The organism is Deltaproteobacteria bacterium, from assembly GCA_026129095.1.
Taxonomy (GTDB): Bacteria; JAGRBM01; JAGRBM01; order JAGRBM01; family JAHCIT01; genus JAHCIT01.
Window position 1 is genome coordinate 521,505 of sequence record JAHCIT010000001.1, and the last position, 18,961, is coordinate 540,465.

Genomic DNA, 18,961 nt, shown 5'->3' on the forward strand with positions numbered 1-18,961 from the left:
GGAACAGTTATCCTTCGAATTCGGAATAATATACTGATTTTATTGGTATTATTGGGATCAGATCAGAAATTTTCCGTGGGCAACCCATTCAACTGAGCTCGACGGCTAAGTCAGCGGCTATCGGAGCCGGGGCATGCGAGGATTTGGCCGAGTGCTTTTCCCCAACCGATTCAGCACGAGCTATCTCGCCTTTCACGCCGACCTTGAGGACATTCGTCACTGCATTGTACCTAGGAAACAGTTCGCGCAGCACCTTCGATACTGACAGCAGGATATTGTACCCCCGGTTCTTCGCAATGTCGGGATTTTTCTGACCAAGCATCTCAAACCGCTTTTGCGCTTCGAGGAACCGTGAACCCTCGGGATCCATTACCGCTACTACACGAACAAAAAAGTTGCCGAAGAACAGCACAGCCCAAGTGAGCGAACCAAACAGGTTCAGATTCGACAGAAGCCGCGCCAGGTCAGCCGCACTGGGAGGTGCTGTCTCCTGCCTCCCAAACTCTTCCATCAAGTAAAAATCCATGGCTATATGCCGCGACTCATCCTGGTTGATCTTCTCGATCACGGCGCGGGAAAGCGGGTCTTCAATATAATCATTCACTGCCCTGAGCAGCGCCACATCCAGCACCAGTTCTCCCAGCGTCACCATCGCTGAAGCAAAGGCAGGGTTAATCTCCTGGATGGTTCGTGTGATATAGCGGACCAGCATCGTGAGCCGCTCATCCGGCGTATAAATCCTGTAGTCATGGACATTAAAATAGTCGGCCAGCTTGGCCACTGCGACCGAATGCCGCACCTCATCAGCGTGGAAACTCTCATAGATCAGCTTTAACGTGGGATTGCTCACCTTTTTCGACAGTTCCAGGAATGTCAGGCCTGCTATCCGTTCCACGTAAATGAGATTGGTCAAGGCCTGGCAAACTTCGATCTCGTCAAACTTCGAGAGGGCAATTGGTTGGCCTGTGTAATCGAAGTCATCGGCATCCCACTGCCCCTTCTGACAACGATCCAGCATTCGCTCTAGGTCCATCGGATAAGCACTCTCCCCGCACCAGGCTCGCGACTGACGCATGCGTCATTTCTATTTTCTTCTAGCCCCAATCCCCTTTGGGGGCAAGGTTCCGGTTGCTCCCTCAGCCACCAGACTTCAGAATAAGTGCCCTCCTTACCGACTTCGCCCCGAAAAGGACTTCATAATGCGGAAACTGGTCTTCACCTTCTTCCTATATGGGTTTTTTATTCCTGGTGTATCCGTCATCCCGGCAAAGGCGGCCGATCTTGCCAGACTCGAACCATCAGTCGTCAAGATATTCACGACACGCCAGTTCTGGAACGTCAGTCAACCTTGGACAAAAATGCCGGCTACCGATTCCACCTGTACTGGGTTCTTCATCCGCGAGGGCATCCTGACCAACGGCCACTGCGTTGCTGCTGCCACTTATATTGAAGTGGAAATTCCTGGCCATCCAGACCGCATCGAGGCCGAAGTAAAGGCCGTAAATCATCAGGTTGATCTCAGTCTCATACGGCTCAAGGGGGATGACCGGCCGTTTCGTCGCGCCCGGCCTATCACTTTTGGCTCACTACCCAATCACAGGCAGAAGGTAGTCACGGTGGGCTATCCGACCGGCGGTCGCCAGATATCCTACACCGAGGGCGTCGTGTCCCGTATAGACATTCTGCCATATGTGCACAGCAACCAGCCAAACCTGATTGTCCAGACGGACGCTGCGATCAATCCTGGCAACTCCGGTGGTCCGGTTTTCTCTGACACTACAGGCGAATGTCTGGGAGTTGCCACCCAGAAGAATACTTCAGGTGAGGGGCTCGGCTATTTTGTCCCGGCTCTCGTCGTACAGCAGTTCCTCAAGGACGCCGATGATGGATCAATCGAGGGCACAACAAACCTCGGTATCCAGTTCCAGTCCCTCGAAAGCGATGCCCTTCGCGCCTATCTTAAGCTGAAATCCGGCCAGACCGGTGTCCGGGTGACGGGTATCGCCATCGGCTCCACTGCCGACGGCATACTTCAGAAGGATGACGTCATTCTTTCCATCAGCGGCCAGAAGATATTCAACGATGGGCGGATTCCATTTCGTGACAATTCCAAGATCGGCCTTGCCTATCTCATGGCAGGCAAGGAGGTAGGTGAAGAACTGCCCGTGATGATCTCACGCAATGGCGAGGTGATGAACTTGAGTCTGAAGCTCAAACCGTACATTTCATCGGTAATTCCGGACCTGCCCAACTACGATACTCCGCCAGCTTGGGCTGTCGTCGGTGGCGTTGTCCTGATGGGCGTGGAAGGAATGTACCTCTACCGGTGGGGCGGTCCTAGCTCGGACCGGCTACCGCCCTCAATCCGGCCGTTTACGCAAAAACTGGTAGGTGAGGATGGAATCCATCAACTGGTCGTCATTGCCAAAATCTATAATGCTCCCGTAAACCGTGGATACGGCTCCGAAGTAGAGAATATCCGGGTAGCGAAGATAAACGGCCGCGATATCACGCGCATGAGGGACGCACAGGAGGCCTTGGCCGATATTCAGGGCCGTGACTGGCTGGAAATCGAGCTGGAGGGTGGTCAAAAAATCGTCCTCGACCTCGGGCAGATTGCCGCACAGGACGAGATGATTCGCGCCCGGTACAACATCAAGTAAGGTTCCCTGTCACTTCCTGAATACCACAATACGGTTGGTATTCGTGCCACGGGTGTTGTTGCTGACTCCCCAGCAATTCGCCGTTTTTGTGAATTGCTGGTCGTTAATGAGCACAAGGATTGGTTCAAAACCGGATCTGATGCCGGCAGGAATGACCGTTTCCTCCAACTTCACCCTGCCGCCGCGAACCTCCCCAACCTCAAACGCCACATGCCCACCGGGCTTCAAGATGCGATGAAGTTCGACAAAAACTGCCATCATCGATTTCTGCCAGCCGTCAATACTGGCCATATGGGTAATGGCCACTCTGTCTGGGTCTATCCCGCAGAACCAGCAGCGCAGCCAATTGTCAGTGGAGTATTGGACAACATCCAGAAACGGGGGCGACGTGACCACCAATGCCACCGAACCGGATTTAAGGGCCGGTGTTTTAGCGGCCGGGCCGGTAAACCATCTGGATCGCCGGGATATCAACTGAAGCCGGCAACGAACCTCCGGCGTTACATCGGACAGCAGGCCGCGGGTTTTCCTTGATATGAGTGCTCGAACGTCACGTCGGGGCGGCACCTGCTTCCTTTGCCGATTTATCTTTCGCTGCGATTCGACGGACACAGCCTGATTGGGCGGCAGCGTATAAACAGAGAAGAAGCCAGGGGAATGACCCGTCAACCGGTTTATCGAGACCATCCGTATCCAGCGATCAATAGAGTCCAGTTTTCCGGATTTTTCCCGCTTGAGGAAATAGTCGCGTAGCGCGCAAATCTCTTTCAGTGTTTCATGATGGTAAAACACAAGCAGATCAGAGGGGATATCGCCAGTGAAATCCAGTGATATGCGTTTCAGGCGCATGTCTATCTGGTTCGGCTCGGGCGGATCCAGGCGGGGTTCAACAAGCGCTCGGCTTAAAGGGTTGACATCATTACCGGCTGGTACTCGTCCAAGAAGCGCCGCTTCCAGAGGCGTGGTCCCTCGGCCCATGAAAGGATCGTAAATCAGATCGCCCTCCTCAGTGAGCCGTTCAATAAAAAACCGGGGAAGCTGCGGCTTGAAGCAGGCCCGGTAACTAATCTCATGCAGGCTGTGGGCTGCACGCTGCTTTGAGGTCCAGAACTCGTTAACAGCTACCGGTAGAATTCCCGAACCTGAAAACGGGATATCCATTATCCGCGTGCGCGTGCCATATTCACGAAAACTCCGGAGCCCGGACAGCAATGGCTGCTCTGGACCGCCTCCAAGTTGCACACTGGCGGCTGTACGAGTGCGAGAAAGCATAGCGACCAGCTTATTACCTGTTTTCATGGAATGGTACAATCGTTTTGTATTTTCTTCCGGCGTGTGCGATGAAACCCCTCATCCCGTGCTGGTTACTACTTCCCAAAAGCTTGAAGCCCTGTGCCGTGATATCCGGTCCGAGGGTGTATGCGGCTTCGATACCGAATTCGTTTTTGAACGAACCTATTACCCCAGACTCGGCCTCATCCAGCTATCCGCCCCATCTGGAATTGCCGGGGCGGTCGATCCGCTGTCAGTGAAAGACCTGGGGCCGGCACTGGATCTCCTGCTCGACGACCGAATAAAAAAGATAGTCCATGCCGGTGGAATGGACTGGAAGATCGTTGCCCAGCTCTCTGGTCGACTCCCTCAAAGCGTGTTTGATACGCAGATTGCGGCCAGCTTTCTCGGCTTTGGTCCGCAAATCGGCTACGCGCCACTTATTGAGTCTGTTTTGGACATCAAGGTAGACAAATCCGAAACCTATACCGACTGGCTACAGCGGCCACTTCGGCAAGAGCAGATTACTTACGCACTGAGTGACGTGACCCATCTCTTGAAAGTTCAGCATCACCTGGAGTCCGAGTTGGAGCGACGAGGCCGGCTATCCTGGGCGGTCGAGGAGTTTCGCCGGTCAGTCCATATCGATCTATACGCCGATCCGGATCCCTACGCGGTCTTTCTGGATATCCGCCGATCTTCCTCGCTAGGACGCCGGGAACTGGCTGTTCTCCGGGAACTGGCTGCCTGGCGGGAGATGGAAGCCAAAACCCGTGATCTCAGGCCCCATTTTGTCCTCAAAGACGATGTGCTGCTGGCACTGGCCCGGCGCGCGCCCAGATCCGAGCCCGATCTTTTACAGGTCCGGGGTATTACTTCACAGGAGATAATCCGGTCGGGCCCTGACATTCTCAAGGCGATTCATAGAGCCCGGAAACTTCCTGACACCGAATGGCCTTCCGTCGAGAAAGGCGAGCCGCCGGAACCTGGACTCGATGCAGCCGTGAACCTGCTCCAGTCGTACCTGCAGATTCGTGCGAAAGAACTGGATCTGGCCACCGAAACGCTCCTGACCAAAGGAATGCTGAAAGCAATCGTTCGACAAGGGGAAAATGCCACATCCACTGACGGAACGCCGATTTTGAAGGGCTGGCGAAAGGAGCTCCTCGGCACCGATTTCCTTGATCTCCTGAATGGACAAATGACTCTTGGACTCGACCCCAAAACCCGCAAACTGAAAATCTATCCGGCGGCAAGATAGTCCGTCTTATCGGACCCAGGTTCCGGATTGCCGCAAACCTGATTTATGCAACTGGAATGGACTTCCGGTGGCTGCGGTTTTCAATCACCTGAAGGATTGCAGGGACAAAGGTAAAGGCGACAAGTAATGCGGCAAGCATGCCGGTACATGCGAGAATACCTAGTGATTGCAGTCCCTTGTGATGTGAAAAGACGAGGCCACCAAAACCTGCCAGCGTCGTCAGGGCAGACATAAAAATACTGCCTCCCGTATGGGCAAGTACTTTTCGAAGCGAACCGGGACCTTCTTCGCGGTACCGGTGAACGATATGAAGACCGTAATCCTCACCAAATCCAATCAGAAGGGGGATAGCAATCATGTTGAAGACGTTCACCGACTGGCCAAACCAGACGATTCCCTCCAGTGCCCAGAGCATTCCGACCACCAGCGGCGCACAAACCAGCAAAGTATCGGCAGCACGTCCCATTCCGAACCAGATGAAGAAAAAGACAAACAGGATAGCCAGCAGAACGAGCCGTGGTCCTTCATGGACCATATAGTAAAGAATATCCGCTTCAACCGGGATTTCGCCCGCGCCTACAACGTCATGGGAAGCTCCCGGAAGGGTGATAGCGGCGAATGCCTCCCGGAACTTCAGCACGAATCCCTGTTCATATTCCTTCGATAAAGGATTGAGATAAACGAGGAAGCCGCCATCATCGGTCCGGAAGTCAGACGACACTTCTGGTGGAACCTCGTTCAACGTCACTCCGGCAGGGGGCAGTTCACTGATCAGCTTCTGGATATCAGCCTTCTGGCTCTCAGTATCGGCGAGTCTGAGTTCCCGGTTCAGCTTGAACCGGAGTTCATCCAGCATTTCCAGCTTTTCATCCTGTTTCTCCGGTAAAACCGTGAGGATCGAACGGACTTTCAAGACCATATTTGCCGGCTGCTGCTGATTAATCTCTGCAATCCGGCCGCCAAGCACCTCTACTTCATCCAGAGATTCCACAGTATAGATCACCGGCGGGTCATCAATCTCGGCAACCTCATGGTAGTATCTTTCCACATGAAGAAGGCCTTTGGTTGAAGGGCGCAGTTCCGAAATACGGAAGTTGAAACTGAGATTCTGGGGGGCGGTCCAAAGACACCACAATGTAAACACGACAGTGAGACCGAGCATCATTACTGCTCCCGGGATCGGGCGCCTTGAACTCAGAAAACTGAACTGCCGGTGCGGGGGCGGTGACTGGAAAAATCCGCCCCATCCTCGTGCTTCTAGTTCAAGAAACAGACAGGGAAGAAGAACGACCGATGCGATCACCGTCATTAGGGCGCCGGTACCCGCCAGGAGCCCGAACTGCTGGTAACCACGAAAGTCCGCGGTCGCCAGCACAAAGAAAATCCCGCAATTCGTTGTGGCAGTTTCCACACAAGCAGCGCCCGAGCTTTTCATCATCATCACGAATGATTCTTCGCGGGAAAAGCCATCCGAGCGATGCTCGATATAGCGGTTAAGAAGATGTATGGCGTAATCAACGCCAAGGCCAAACAGGATCATTCCCATGAAGCCGCTCATGGGGTTCAACTGGCCGACGACCCATCCGGCGATTCCAAAACTCCAGATCATTGCCACATTCAGTGGACCGACAATAAACAGCACCGGCCAGAATGAGCGATAGTAAACGAACAGCAACGTGACGACCGCAACGAGTGTGAATACTGATCCCCGGACTATGTCGCTACGCAAGACCGAATCCTCGTAAAGCTGATCCTGAAAGGGACCACCCGTGGAAATTGAAAGACCATCGGGCATGGTGCGTCCAGGGAACACTGCTTCAATGGTGCGGTCTGTAATTTCTACAATCCGCTCGGCAGCGTCCACATCACTCACGAATGCCCTCGGTGTCACGAGCAAAAGAAGAACCGTGCGGTCCTTGTCGGTAAAGTATCCGAACCAGTCGTCTACATCATGCTTTTTACGGATGGCGTCGAGATCTTCTTCTTTTTCTTCATCACTCAGAAGATCAATCAGGCGTCCGGATTCCTTCAGCCGCTCATAATTAATCCGGCCAATCACCGCACGGCTGAACTCATCCAGCTCATCCAGCGGCATATAAAGAAACTTGTACGGCTCAAAAAATGCCAGATATGTGCGGTAACGGGCGCGAAGAACAAATGGATCAGACACTACAAGAGCGCGGAGCCGCTCGGCTGCCGCTACCCGGTCTTCCATGGAACCGCCTTCAATCAGTACCACATGATCGGCAAGGCCCGGCACCCTTTCCTTAAGATCTTCGAGAGCTTTCACACTTTGTGCATTCCTGGGAAGCATCTCCGCGTAATCATTACGGACATCCAGTCGGGAGAAACCCGGCAACGCTGCAAGCGTCACCACCGACAGTATTCCAAGCGCAAGCCGGTGATGGCCAAGAAGCCACCGGGCCAGCCGTTCCATGAGATTTTCAATCCATCCAGCCATGAACTACCGGCTACTCCCGAATCCTTGCCAGCAGGTGATCTTCAAACTGATGCATAGCTGCTTCGGCCCGATCACCCCGTTCGTGATCGAAACCCAGTAGATGCGCTACTCCGTGAACGATCAGCCTGCGCATTTCAGCCGATAATGGGATCCCCTGTTCCTTTGCCTGCCGCCGCGCCTGTGGAACCGAAATCACTATATCCCCCAGCAGAACCGGCACAGGTCTACGCTGGTAACGGAGTTTTTTCAGTGCGCCAATAGCTGCCCGCCGTCCCGTCGAACCGGATGTCAGGCAATCGGCCTCTCGCGCCAGTAATACTGTTTCTTGGGGAAAAGAGAGTACATCTGTCGTGCCCCGGCGCCTAAGTGCCGACCAATTAAGACGGGTCATCAAAACATCGCCGGCCAGCATGACTGACAACGCGACACTCTCAGATTCCAAGACGCTTAAGATCGTCCGGACGTCCGCCGTCAGGTTTTTCAGCTGATGCTCCGTCATCTTCGCGCCCTCCGTCATCCAGATCAGTGACGTCGGGGTCGGGGATCTTCGCACGGACCTTTTCCGCAGGCTCGGGGTACTTGATCCGGTGATGGTAGAACGCGCCGATGACGCGCGTGAAGGTTCGGGCAATGACATGGAGATCCTTCAGGGTAAGTTCGCATTCATCGAGCTGTCCGTCGGCGAATGCATCGTTGATGAGCTTTTGCACCATGCCCTGTATCCGGGCACGGGTATAATCAGGCAAGGTCCTGGCAGCGGCCTCGCAGGCATCCGCCAGCAGAATAACACCCGCTTCCCGCGTCTGCGGCTTGGGACCGGGATAGCGGAAGTCAGCATCGTTGATCGCCGGCGCGTCCGGATCCCGCTGATCGATTGCCTTGCGATAAAAGAACTTCATCAGTTTGGTGCCATGATGCTGTGGGATCATGTCGATTACTGCCTGTGGCAATCCGGCTTCGTGTCCCATCCGAATGCCTTCTTCCACATGGCTCCGTATCACAAGTGCGCTCATGGTGGGTGAAAGCTTCAGATGCGGATTTGTCTGGCCTTCAACCAGGTTTTCAACAAAAAATGACGGCTTCAGCGATTTCCCAATGTCATGGTACATGCAGGCAACCCGGGCTAGCAACGCATTCCCACCGATCTCCTTTACACCTGCCTCCGACAGGGCTCCCACGATCAGGCTGTGATGATAGGTTCCCGGTGATTGGAGAAATACTTTCTGAATAAGGGGATGATCGAAGGTATTGAGCTCCATGAGGCGCAGATCGCTTGTGTAATTGAAGAGTCTTTCGAGCGAAGGGAGAATCACGTAGACACAGGTTGGCGTGGCAAGCGCGCCACCGGCAATTGCAATGAGCAATGCCTCCCGTAACTGGCCACTGTCGATGCTCCCCATCTGCCAAACCACCAGGACGGCCGAAGCATTAATCAGTCCTATGGCGGCACCAGTCCGCATAACAATGCCACGGCTTGTCGTCTGTGAAATCAGTGCCGTACCCACGGAACCGGCGGCAAGATAATGGATGGCTAGCACCAGATCACCGTGAGCGGCAATCACCGACAGGACAGAAGCAACCACGGTCCAGGCAAATACGGTTTCGGCACGGTAAATAAGCCTGAGAACGACAGCGAATGGTGCCACCAACGCCACATATATCCATATGGGCGGCAGGAGGCGATTGATGACTGTAACAACCGTCAGCAGGATTCCCATCGTCAGAAGGTCGTATGGCTCGGAAGCCACGGAAACGAATTGTCGCCGTAAATAAAACACGAGTGCGAACAGAAATACGAATACGGCGATTGTAAGTGCGGCAAAGTGAAGCAGCCAGCGCGATTCTTTCTGGCGAGCGCGAATCAGATCCAGCAGGTCCAGCTTCTGCTGGTCCACGCGTTCTCCTTCACGGATGATCAGTTCGCCCTTGGTGATTCTCACATAGACCGGTTTGACCGACTCGCCAGCTTTCAGGCGGCGCCGTTCTGTTTCCTGGATATTTCGGGAGAAATTTGGCCTCAGAACTTCGCGAAGCAGTTCGGTGGCCGCCTGACGGAGCCTGAGCGGAGATTCTTCCATCCACAAATCGATAATACCCGGCGCTGCTGACCGTGCTCCCCGGAGATCAGTAATATAGTCATAACTGCTTTCCGTAAATTCCTGTCCGCCCGGAACCCGGCGAATCATAATTGCCACGCCAGACTCGGCAGGGAGATCCCCCATGGAACCGATGACACCCGGCTTGAGGAGTTGCTCGGCAGCCCGTTTGATCTGGATCTCGACTACCTCCGGCCAACGGATCGCCCGCAGTTCAGCGAGTGTCCGGGGATGTAGTGCAAGCCCAAGCGATGCTGCCTTTTCCGCGTCGGTGCGTGAGCTCTCGACAGAAACGTGCTGCCGCATGCTTTCAAAAAATTCTCCGAGGCGGCGGACAACCTCACTCACCACTCCTTCGTCATAGTCGTAGATGGCGGGAACCATGCGTGCCGCTTCAGATCGTCGCAAGCGCGTTGTGACTTCATCTTCCAGCGTCATGTCTTCGGGTGCCTGAAGGGCCTCCCGGGCCGGCTCACCGGCTTCATAGACAGGAATCCGGATCGGTAAGCCAGGCGTGAGCGAGATTCCAATCACTGCGGACATGACTATCAGGAGTGCAAAATACACGGCTTTGCCACGTGCGGTGACCGGCAACACACGGATCATCCCGGTTTCTTCGACCAGCCGTTCCAGAACACCAAGGGCTGATTCGCGCTCAGTCATGGCTTGTTGTCGTCCTTGCGTTTGCAGCTCTGGCGAACCTGAATGTCCAAGGACATACTCGCCCGGTGCTGCCGGAGCACAGAGAGGCCGTCACCCAGAACGGCATGGATTTCGACTGGGGATGGAACTCAAAACTGTCTTGCGGCAAACCGTCCGTCAGGGACTACTCCCGGCCCTATTATCGGGTTTTTGTTCCGTGAGACTGAAAGTGTCTCCCGCCGGCTGATAATCAGCCCTACCGGATATGAAGGTTACTGTCTGCGGATCAATCAATCCAACTCTCAGCAATTCGTCCAAAGAAGCTGGATACGCGCTTTCAAGAGCGTACCAAGCCTCTAAAGCATGAATCACACGGGCTTCATGCAGGTGCTTTCTTTCGGATTCCCGCAGCGCCCGGCTCCAGAACGGCCAAGTGACCAGATGGTAAAGGTTACCGAGTCCCGCAAATACACTCACCGCAAGCAACGCGAGGAGCAAATAGGCCGGCCCGCGACCCGTCCAGGTACGCTTGCGCTTTGCCGGAATGGCCGGGGCCAGAAAATCCGGCTCGGCGCGAACCTCGATCTGGACATATCCTTTCTTGAGAAGCGACAGAAGCGATTTGGCGCCGTCGAATTTCCCCAACCGGGCCATGTCGATAACCTGCTGAACGGTCCGGCCAGCTTCGACCTGCTCGTAAACACGATGCTCTTCGTGCGTAATACCTCCACCCTTGCCACCTTCCGTAGGTGGGGGCGGCTCGATCCCTGGTGTCCGGGCAACACCCTGCGCAAAATCCGGCATCTCTCTCAGGATTGCCGGCCATTCATCCACCATCCGGAAACCGTCCATGAGCACATGTTCAGCCGGTATTGCCTCGAAGCTGTCAGTGTTAACTTCGATTTCCTTCTGCTGGAATTCGAACTCGGCGTCCTGCCAGCCAAAAAGTTCGTAGATGTTTTCCAGTGTGTCGAGCTTTTCGACCGCTGATACCTGCTCGTTCACGATCAACCCTGAATCAACCAACACGTCACGGAGTTGTCGGAGTTGTTCCCGGGCACTGGATGAGGCCTCGTCAGCACCACGCCGGGTGATGAGGCCCCCGCGCACCAGCGCGTTGCATAGGGCTGCATCAGCGCTGACCCCGTGGGGAGCCGCTCGACGAATCCGGCCCTTGGTAAAAAATACATCGACAGCACTGTTGCCCGGACCGTTGCGAAGATAGAGCACACCTGTTTTTTGCTGCTGCCCGATAAGCTGGAAAATATCGGCAATACCGAAATCCTTTATAGTCCCCTGCAATGCCATTTCAGCTCTCCTCCAGATCGAAGAAGTGCCATAAGGCGGCCAGATAAAAGAGAAGACCACTTGTAATAAGTGCTACCCGGAACGGAGCTGATGGGTCCTTCAAAAGCGACCAGGGATCACCCGTAAGGATTCCGCCCTGAACCCAGAAACTCGCAAGCACGGAGCTTACTGCCAAAAATACAGCCCCGATCGCGAGTCGGCCCCGGCCCATTTCGCCTGAGCCTGGGGCGATGAATGTAGCAAATGACCACAATCGCCTCTTGTGCCGCTGCCAGGACTTTATTTCGGCGCGCTTCTTGAGAAGCGTCATCGGCTCCACTGTCTCTGCCCGGTAAAGCACAGCGATACATTGCGAACAGATAGAAGTGGACTGGAGAAACTGTCCTTCCCGGGCACGAATCCATGTCCCGCACGACTCACACACATATGAATGCCCAACCCTGGGCCGCAAAAGCTGAATAGCCAGAACGACTACAGCACACAGGAGCACCAGCAACGTCGCTTCCCGTTCGCTCCCAGTAAAGGCGGCATAAAGGGCCGGCACACTGCTTCCATCCCCAGCAAGACTTTCATGAAAATCCCAGATGTGCCGGTCCGATAACGGGAATGTAGCCAAAAGTTTCAACTCGCCTGTGCCCATTACCGGGCGCGTCCACCGGCTCCAGTTGTCAGGGCCCAACTCTCTCTGGGCAGCGGAAATAGCCCGCTGGGCTGCTTCGGCCTGATCAGCTCCTGCCAATTCGAGAATTCGGGCGCGGTTAAGCGCAAGCCACCGGGCCTCTCCGCCATCTCGCATAGCCCGTTCGTTGAGTTCAAGCGCCTTCATTGGCTCCCCATCCAGCGCTTCCACCACTGCAAGATTGGCTGCCGCCTGCCAGAAAGCAGGACGAGATTGCAAGACCTGGCTGAACGATTCACGAGCTGCATCTAAATTCCGCCGCTTCAGGGCAACCATCCCGAATGAAAACCAGGAAACTGTGTCGGCAGGGTTTTCGATTTTCCGGCGCTCAAGGATCGCTTCCAGCGATTTCGTAGGCTCTCCGTATCGGGCCTCCACAACCGCAGCCAGGGAAGTGGACCTGGAAGCGGCAGCGCGCACTGCGGCACTACGGGCGAGCGGCGGGACCACCGCCAGAACTGCCAGCGCCACAAACAGCACCGCAGATTCGCGCTTGGTGACATACATGGCTGACATGACAAGCCAGCAGGCCGCAGTACCAGTGGCACCCGCACCCAATGCAGGTGGAACCAATGCTGCCAAGAGCACCATCACCCTGAATATCCCGAGTGGCACCTGATCAATCGCCCGGAGCCAATAGGCGAGATCGGCAGATAACGCCATATGAGTACGGTAAAGCAGCACCAGCGCGATCACCAATGCCGCAAGAATTCCAGCAAGCACTGCTGCCTGAAAAAGTGCGGAAGTAGCTGACAGATAGGTGATAATCTGCCCCATCTGGCGGCGAATGCCACTGCGATAATGTTCCATCAAGGCACCGGGATCGAGGTCACCACCCTCGATAGCGAGTCGGAACCGGGCATAGGGAACTGATGCCAGCCGGGGAGAAAGCCGCTCGGCATCATCGAGCATTGCGCGCATGAGATCACGATCACCATTGCGGAGTGCCTGACGAGCCATATGAATCAGTGCAGTGGAACGTGGCGCCAGATTTTCGATTCCAAGAAGAAACCGGAGACGATCAAGACGGTCGAGCAGTGATGCCGCCACAGAAAGACGCCCACCCCGAAGGGCTGCAAGCAGTTCACGCCAAGTACCCTCCAGCATGCCAAGGGTCGGCGCTTCTGCCGGGTTATATTCGGCTGGGCTATCGGCCAAAAGATCAGCGATACTTACGGGATTTAAAAAAATCGGGCCGGAACTGGCCGCACCCAAGACAGCGGAAGCCCCAGACAAGGGAGCATCTGGGGCCACAACCGGCACGGCAGGATCTGGAACAGTCTCGAGGATATCTGGACTCCGTGGCTGGATTCTGGACGGAGAAGCGAGCATTTGATCCACTTCATCCAGGGATCTTGGGGACTCACGTTCCTGCGCTTTCAGGAGCAGCGCCCCACCAAGACAGAGCATTCCGGCAGCAAAAAACATCAGCCAGCGCCAATGTGCAGGCGCCTGTTGACCGGTGGCTGCCGTGCCGGTGAATCTCCCCCGTCTCATGTCACGTTCAAAACCATTCAAAGCTTCACCACGTTCCGCTCTGCGGAAGACCGCCGCACCGGCCAGAAGCCGATTGCGCCAGAAAACCCGTCGCAAGAGGCTGCATGGTAAATCCAGCAGCGCAATTCTCCAAGCGGCGAAAGGAAGCAACGGTTTCTCCCGGCTTGTCGAAATCATGGCGCTTCTCCGCGCTCCCAACGGGTGCCCCTGGGACCGGGAACAGGATTTCGATACGATAAAACCGTATACACTTGAGGAAACCTACGAAGTAATGGAGGCGATAGATGCCCGCGACTGGGAATCCCTCAAGGAAGAACTGGGCGACCTGCTTTTCCAGGTAGTGTTTTATGCCCAAATCGCCAGTGAATACGGGTATTTTTCCATTGACGATGTAACAGAGGCTATCGTCCACAAAATGATTACCCGCCATCCGCACGTCTTTGGCGATCTGAGTGTCAAAGGTTCCCATGATGTCGTGGCGAACTGGGAAGCAATCAAGCGGCACGAGAAGGCAAAACGGCGCGAAAGCTTGCTGGATGGCGTACCGCCGGAGCTTCCAGCGCTCGTTCGCGCTTCGCGCATCAGCGAAAAGGCCGCCCGTGCAGGTTACGACTGGCCTGACCGGAATATGCTCTGGAATAAGCTGGACGAAGAGATAGGTGAGCTCGAAGAAGCCATTTACGGAAAGCAGGGAAGACCGAAGGTGAGGGCCTCCGTAAAAGGGCCTATCAAAAACGAAAAGCCCATAGTGCCGGCAAAACGCCGCGAACATGTGGAGGAGGAAATCGGCGACGTCCTGTTCGTTGTGGCGAACATCGCCCGCCGGTTTCACCTGTCGGCCGAGGATGCCCTTCGCAAGTCGAACGCCAAGTTCTATCGCCGGTTTCGCCATATAGAGACAGCTATCGAGTCGAACGGACTGCAGTTCAAGGACGTGTCACTTGAGCAGATGGAAGAATTTTACCAGCAGGCGCGCCAAGCCGAAGGAAAGACAAGAGTGAGGAAGTAGATCGGGAGGAGCTCGATATCCATGAACACGCTGGATTTTTTCCATATTCATGCTCGCTACAACCGGTGGATGAACAGAAAGATATATGATGCAGCCGCAGAATTTCCCGACGCTGAACGAAAACGGGATCTCGGCGCATTTTTCAAATCAATCCACGGGACACTCAATCATCTCGTCCTGACCGACCGGATATGGCTTGGCCGGTTTACGGGAGACACCGAACGATTCCGCTCACTGGATTCGAGCGGGAAACCGATTGACATACATTCGCTGGGCCAGGTTCTCTATGAGGACTTCGCTGAACTGCGCCATGAGCGGGAACGCACCGACAGTGATATCGGCAAATTTGTGGATTCACTGAGCCAAGATGTTCTTGAGACCCCCCTTCATTACAAAACGAGTTCCGGGGAGCCCTGCAGCCATCCCTTGTGGTGGGCCCTGATGCATATGTTCAACCACGGCACCCACCATCGTGGACAAACGACAACGCTGCTAAAGCAACTCGGCAAGGATCCTGGCGTCACCGATCTGGTGGCAATGCTGAGGAATAATGAGGGATAAACTACCCCTGCGCTTCCTGACACCATTCGGGGTAGGTTTCGCCCTTGGGAAAATAAACGACGCGGTTCTTTTTATACTCGGTAGTAGAAAAAAGAACCGTGTAGTCTTTGAGCCCCGAGTCTTTTGAAAGTTCGGCAATGATATGACGACAGGCGTCGTCAGATTCCCCGTGAACCATTGTGAAGAGATTGTATTTCCAGTCGGCATATACCGGGCGGCGATAGCAGTGAGAGACAGCCCGGTATTGACCGAACATTTCTCCGTATTTATCTACTTCACTTTCGTCCACCCGCCATACGCCCATCCCGTTGGACTTGAATCCGGCTTTGCGGTGATTCAGGATGGCAGCATTCCGGCGAAATAGCCCTCGATCGTGCATCTCGACAGTCTTTTCCTTAAGACGAGGGAACGGGACCCCGAGCCGCGCCGCCATCTCGACATAAGGCTGTTCCACCAACGCGAGATCTTCCTGTAGTTCTCGAATGTAGGCAATATCCTCTTCGGATAGCTTGGCTGGTTCTTCCAGCAGTTTATCCCAAACCGGAGCCTTTTCCTTAGCGGTGAGGTTTTCGGTCTTTCGGCCTTCGTCGGTAAGATCAAGTTTCACGCCAATCTTGTACAGACGGAGAGTCTGCATAATTCGGGTGGAAATGGCCCCCGACGCCTTGTGAATGGCCTCCACATGCCTCTCCAAGCTCTGTCCCGGTGGTACGGCAATGGTGAACCAGATGTTGAATTCGTGATTGCGTTTGTAGTTATGGGAAACGCCAGGGTGTTCGCTTACAACCGCAGCTACCTGATCGCATTTTTCCGGATCAGCCTTGATCGCTACCAGTGACGACTTGTACCCCATGTTGCGCGAGTCGAAAATGACGCCGATCTGGCGGATGATATTCTGGTCCTTGAGCCGCCGGACACGCTCCAGGCATTCAGCCTCGCTGACCCCCACCTTTTGACCCAGATCGCGAAAGGGATGCTCAGAAATGGGAATCTCTTCCTGCATGATCGTGGTGAGCTGCTTGTCTATGGCGTCAAGCTGATCAAGTGTGGACATGGGTTCTTCTCCTCAAACACCTCGGGATCCGGGACAGACCCAAGCCCCAAGAGCGTCGGTCACCCAAATCCACCGTTTTCCAATGTAGCCATCAACCGGGCGGGGGTCCATATCAGCAGACCCGCTGTATTTGCTCCCATCCGGTGCTAGCGTCTATGGGCCAGTGTCGCCGCAATGCGCCCGGCTCCGCCACTTTTACCAACTCCGGACAGGAGGGATACCCCTTGCCCAAGAATACCATCACCATTACCGACAATCGCACCGGAAAAACCTATGAAGTTCCGGTAGAGAACGACACCATTAGGGCGATGGATTTGAGGCAGATCAAGGTTAATTCCGACGATTTCGGGATGATGACCTATGATCCCGCCTTCACCAATACGGCTTCCTGCCAAAGCAGCATTACCTTTATTGACGGCGACAAGGGGATTCTCGAATACAGAGGTATTCCAATACAGGAACTCGCCGAACATTCAACCTACCTTGAAGTCGCCTATCTGCTGGTACACGGCAAGTTGCCGACCAAGGATGAGCTGGTTGAATGGGACCGGAACATTACCTATCACACGTTTGTCCACGAGAATGTGAAGAAGTTCGTTGAGGGATTCCGGCATGACGCGCATCCAATGGGAATGATGATTTCGACACTGGGGGCGCTTTCGACCTTTTATCCCAGTGCCAAGAATATCCACGACCCCGTAGAGCGACAGCTGAATACCTACCGGCTGATCGCAAAGATGCCGACACTGGCTGCCTGGGCCTACCGTCACCTGCTCGGAATGCCCTATGTGTACCCCGACAACGAGCTATCGTTCGCCGGAAACTTTCTTGCCATGATGTTCAAGATGGCTGAACGGCGCTATCTGCCACATCCGGCCGTCGAGCGGGCTCTGGACGTGTTGTTCATCCTGCATGCCGATCACGAACAGAACTGCTCGACCAACACCATGCGGTCGATCGGTTCCAGCCATGCCGATCCATTTTCCTGTGTGGCCGGCGCCACCGCCGCTCTCTACGGGCCGCTCCATGGCGGCGCCAACCAGGCAGTTCTGGAAATGATTGACAAGATCGGCTCCAAGGCCCGCGTGACCGAATTTATCAAGGGGTGCAAGGACGGTTCGAACCGGCTGATGGGATTCGGCCACCGCGTATACAAGAACTATGACCCTCGGGCGAAGATAATCAAGAAACTCGCCAATGAGGTATTTGATGCTCTTGGCAGCAACCCGAAAATCGAGATCGCTTTGGAAATCGAGCGGATCGCACTTGAGGATGACTACTTTGTGAGCCGCAAGTTGTACCCAAATGTCGATTTCTATTCCGGTCTCATCTACGAGGCGCTCCGGATACCGGTGGATATGTTCACCGTCCTGTTCGCTATTCCGCGAACAGCCGGATGGATCGCCCAGTGGATTGAGATGCTTAACGACAAGGAGCAGAAGATTGCACGCCCCCGGCAGGTATATACGGGTGCCCGCGGCATGAAGTTCGTTCCCTTAAAAGATCGCAAATAAGCCGGTCCCCAATTGGGTATCATGAGTTTGCTGTCTGAGTTCCCTCGTACCGGGCGAGTTGTATTCTGCCCAGGCCCTAACCGATCACCATATCCAAACTGCAACGGTCTGTACGTGGAAGGGGATATCCGTATTCTCATTGACCAGGGCGGTTCGGCAATTCAGGCAAAATCCATTGCTGCCGGGCCCGGCATCGATCGGCTGTATGTCACCCATTGGCATGAGGATCATGCACTATCGGCCTGCCAGTTGCCGGAAATTCCTCTTTTTGCCCCAGCAGCCGACCGGGAACCGATCGAGACCCGGAAGGCGACTCATGCTCGTGGCGGAATCCATGATAAGATGCTTCAGGCCCAGATGGATGCGCTTTATGACGGCATGGGATTCACCCACCGGAAGGTGGACTCATTTGTGGAACCAGAGAGTGAAATAGATCTCGGTGGTATCACGATGATAGCGTTGCATGCTCCCGGCCATACTTCGGGCCATACCTGCTATTGGTTTCCGAAAGAATCCGTTCTGGTTTTGGGTGACTACGATCTCACTCGTGCCGGGCCGGTTTGCCCCGATCTCGATTCCAGTGTGCGGAATACGTATCAGTCGCTTGCCCGCCTACAACGGCTTCCGGTGAAATTTGCCGCAGCGGCACATGGCCGCGGCTGGTTCGATGGCGAGGAGTACAAAACCCGCATGGCTGCCTATCTGGAAGTGCTAGACCGGCGTCTCGATGCGATTTTGGACCTCGTTCGTGCTGGGGATACGACGATTCCCTCGCTCGCCCGTCATTTCCAGAAACTATTCAATTTCCCTGTTTTGCCGGGCTACGAAGCATGGGGTGCGGTTTCCGGGCAGATGCTGATCCGTCCGATGACCCGGTACTTGTGCGAAGAGGAGCGCCTTATCGAGCCAGAACCAGACCGTTTCGAAGCAGTTTGAGCCGACCC

The 18,961-nt window shown here is 54.8% G+C and carries 14 protein-coding genes; 6 read left to right on the forward strand and 8 right to left on the reverse strand.

Going from position 1 to position 18,961, the window contains the following annotated elements; all coding sequences use genetic code 11:
* Window positions 1-88: 88 nt before the first annotated feature.
* Window positions 89-1,033: a diiron oxygenase gene (locus tag KIT79_02295; GenBank protein MCW5828123.1), complete on the reverse strand. Its 945-nt coding sequence runs from the start codon at window positions 1,031-1,033 to the stop codon at window positions 89-91.
* Between the two features lie 166 nt (window positions 1,034-1,199).
* On the opposite strand from KIT79_02295, the gene KIT79_02300 reads away from it, so the two are divergent.
* A complete protein-coding gene (locus tag KIT79_02300) occupies window positions 1,200-2,663 on the forward strand; it encodes a trypsin-like peptidase domain-containing protein (GenBank protein MCW5828124.1) in 1,464 nt (487 codons plus the stop codon).
* A gap of 9 nt (window positions 2,664-2,672) precedes the next feature.
* Here KIT79_02300 and KIT79_02305 read toward each other — a convergent pair whose 3' ends face one another.
* On the reverse strand, window positions 2,673-3,935 hold the full coding sequence (locus KIT79_02305; protein MCW5828125.1) for a site-specific DNA-methyltransferase: 1,263 nt from the start codon (window positions 3,933-3,935) through the stop codon (window positions 2,673-2,675).
* A gap of 25 nt (window positions 3,936-3,960) precedes the next feature.
* Between KIT79_02305 and rnd the strand changes: the two genes are divergently transcribed.
* A complete protein-coding gene (rnd, locus tag KIT79_02310; protein ID MCW5828126.1) occupies window positions 3,961-5,196 on the forward strand; it encodes a ribonuclease D in 1,236 nt (411 codons plus the stop codon).
* Between the two features lie 43 nt (window positions 5,197-5,239).
* Here the strand turns inward: rnd and KIT79_02315 are convergent, their stop codons facing one another.
* The 5 genes from KIT79_02315 to KIT79_02335 form a co-directional block, all read right to left on the reverse strand.
* Window positions 5,240-7,657, reverse strand: a complete 2,418-nt coding sequence (locus KIT79_02315) for an MMPL family transporter (protein ID MCW5828127.1) — start codon at window positions 7,655-7,657, stop codon at window positions 5,240-5,242.
* Between the two features lie 10 nt (window positions 7,658-7,667).
* Entirely contained in the window at window positions 7,668-8,156 is a 489-nt protein-coding gene (ybeY, locus tag KIT79_02320; GenBank protein ID MCW5828128.1) for an rRNA maturation RNase YbeY, read from the reverse strand.
* Window positions 8,089-10,416, reverse strand: coding sequence for an HDIG domain-containing protein (locus tag KIT79_02325; GenBank protein MCW5828129.1), 2,328 nt, complete (start codon window positions 10,414-10,416; stop codon window positions 8,089-8,091). Before KIT79_02325 ends, ybeY begins: the two co-directional genes overlap by 68 nt.
* A gap of 156 nt (window positions 10,417-10,572) precedes the next feature.
* Complete coding sequence (locus tag KIT79_02330) at window positions 10,573-11,703, reverse strand: DUF4388 domain-containing protein (GenBank protein ID MCW5828130.1); 1,131 nt, start codon at window positions 11,701-11,703, stop codon at window positions 10,573-10,575.
* Window position 11,704: 1 nt separating this feature from the next.
* Entirely contained in the window at window positions 11,705-13,489 is a 1,785-nt protein-coding gene (locus tag KIT79_02335) for a hypothetical protein (protein MCW5828131.1), read from the reverse strand.
* A gap of 388 nt (window positions 13,490-13,877) precedes the next feature.
* Between KIT79_02335 and mazG the strand changes: the two genes are divergently transcribed.
* Window positions 13,878-14,888 (forward strand): nucleoside triphosphate pyrophosphohydrolase, encoded by a 1,011-nt coding sequence (mazG, locus tag KIT79_02340; GenBank protein ID MCW5828132.1) that lies wholly within the window; start codon window positions 13,878-13,880, stop codon window positions 14,886-14,888.
* A 21-nt stretch (window positions 14,889-14,909) separates the two neighbouring features.
* Window positions 14,910-15,449: a damage-inducible protein DinB gene (locus tag KIT79_02345; GenBank protein ID MCW5828133.1), complete on the forward strand. Its 540-nt coding sequence runs from the start codon at window positions 14,910-14,912 to the stop codon at window positions 15,447-15,449.
* A gap of 1 nt (window position 15,450) precedes the next feature.
* Here KIT79_02345 and KIT79_02350 read toward each other — a convergent pair whose 3' ends face one another.
* Complete coding sequence (locus tag KIT79_02350; GenBank protein ID MCW5828134.1) at window positions 15,451-16,503, reverse strand: AsnC family transcriptional regulator; 1,053 nt, start codon at window positions 16,501-16,503, stop codon at window positions 15,451-15,453.
* 155 nt (window positions 16,504-16,658) lie between these two features.
* On the opposite strand from KIT79_02350, the gene KIT79_02355 reads away from it, so the two are divergent.
* Both KIT79_02355 and KIT79_02360 read left to right on the forward strand, forming a co-directional pair.
* Window positions 16,659-18,017: a citrate synthase gene (locus tag KIT79_02355; protein ID MCW5828135.1), complete on the forward strand. Its 1,359-nt coding sequence runs from the start codon at window positions 16,659-16,661 to the stop codon at window positions 18,015-18,017.
* Between the two features lie 21 nt (window positions 18,018-18,038).
* Window positions 18,039-18,953, forward strand: coding sequence for an MBL fold metallo-hydrolase (locus tag KIT79_02360; protein ID MCW5828136.1), 915 nt, complete (start codon window positions 18,039-18,041; stop codon window positions 18,951-18,953).
* Window positions 18,954-18,961: the final 8 nt, after the last annotated feature.

Excerpts from the sequence above, each read along its gene's own strand:
- mazG (MCW5828132.1), top strand. The coding sequence starts at position 13,878 with ATGTCACGTTCAAAACCATTCAAAGCTTCACCACGTTCCGCTCTGCGG.
- KIT79_02295 (MCW5828123.1), bottom strand. The coding sequence starts at position 1,033 with ATGGACCTAGAGCGAATGCTGGATCGTTGTCAGAAGGGGCAGTGGGAT.
- rnd (MCW5828126.1), top strand. The coding sequence starts at position 3,961 with ATGGAATGGTACAATCGTTTTGTATTTTCTTCCGGCGTGTGCGATGAA.
- KIT79_02325 (MCW5828129.1), bottom strand. The coding sequence starts at position 10,416 with ATGACTGAGCGCGAATCAGCCCTTGGTGTTCTGGAACGGCTGGTCGAA.
- KIT79_02330 (MCW5828130.1), bottom strand. The coding sequence starts at position 11,703 with ATGGCATTGCAGGGGACTATAAAGGATTTCGGTATTGCCGATATTTTC.
- KIT79_02350 (MCW5828134.1), bottom strand. The coding sequence starts at position 16,503 with ATGTCCACACTTGATCAGCTTGACGCCATAGACAAGCAGCTCACCACG.
- KIT79_02345 (MCW5828133.1), top strand. The coding sequence starts at position 14,910 with ATGAACACGCTGGATTTTTTCCATATTCATGCTCGCTACAACCGGTGG.
- KIT79_02305 (MCW5828125.1), bottom strand. The coding sequence starts at position 3,935 with ATGCTTTCTCGCACTCGTACAGCCGCCAGTGTGCAACTTGGAGGCGGT.
- KIT79_02300 (MCW5828124.1), top strand. The coding sequence starts at position 1,200 with ATGCGGAAACTGGTCTTCACCTTCTTCCTATATGGGTTTTTTATTCCT.
- KIT79_02335 (MCW5828131.1), bottom strand. The coding sequence starts at position 13,489 with ATGCTGGAGGGTACTTGGCGTGAACTGCTTGCAGCCCTTCGGGGTGGG.
- KIT79_02360 (MCW5828136.1), top strand. The coding sequence starts at position 18,039 with ATGAGTTTGCTGTCTGAGTTCCCTCGTACCGGGCGAGTTGTATTCTGC.
- ybeY (MCW5828128.1), bottom strand. The coding sequence starts at position 8,156 with ATGACGGAGCATCAGCTGAAAAACCTGACGGCGGACGTCCGGACGATC.
- KIT79_02315 (MCW5828127.1), bottom strand. The coding sequence starts at position 7,657 with ATGGCTGGATGGATTGAAAATCTCATGGAACGGCTGGCCCGGTGGCTT.
- KIT79_02355 (MCW5828135.1), top strand. The coding sequence starts at position 16,659 with ATGGGCCAGTGTCGCCGCAATGCGCCCGGCTCCGCCACTTTTACCAAC.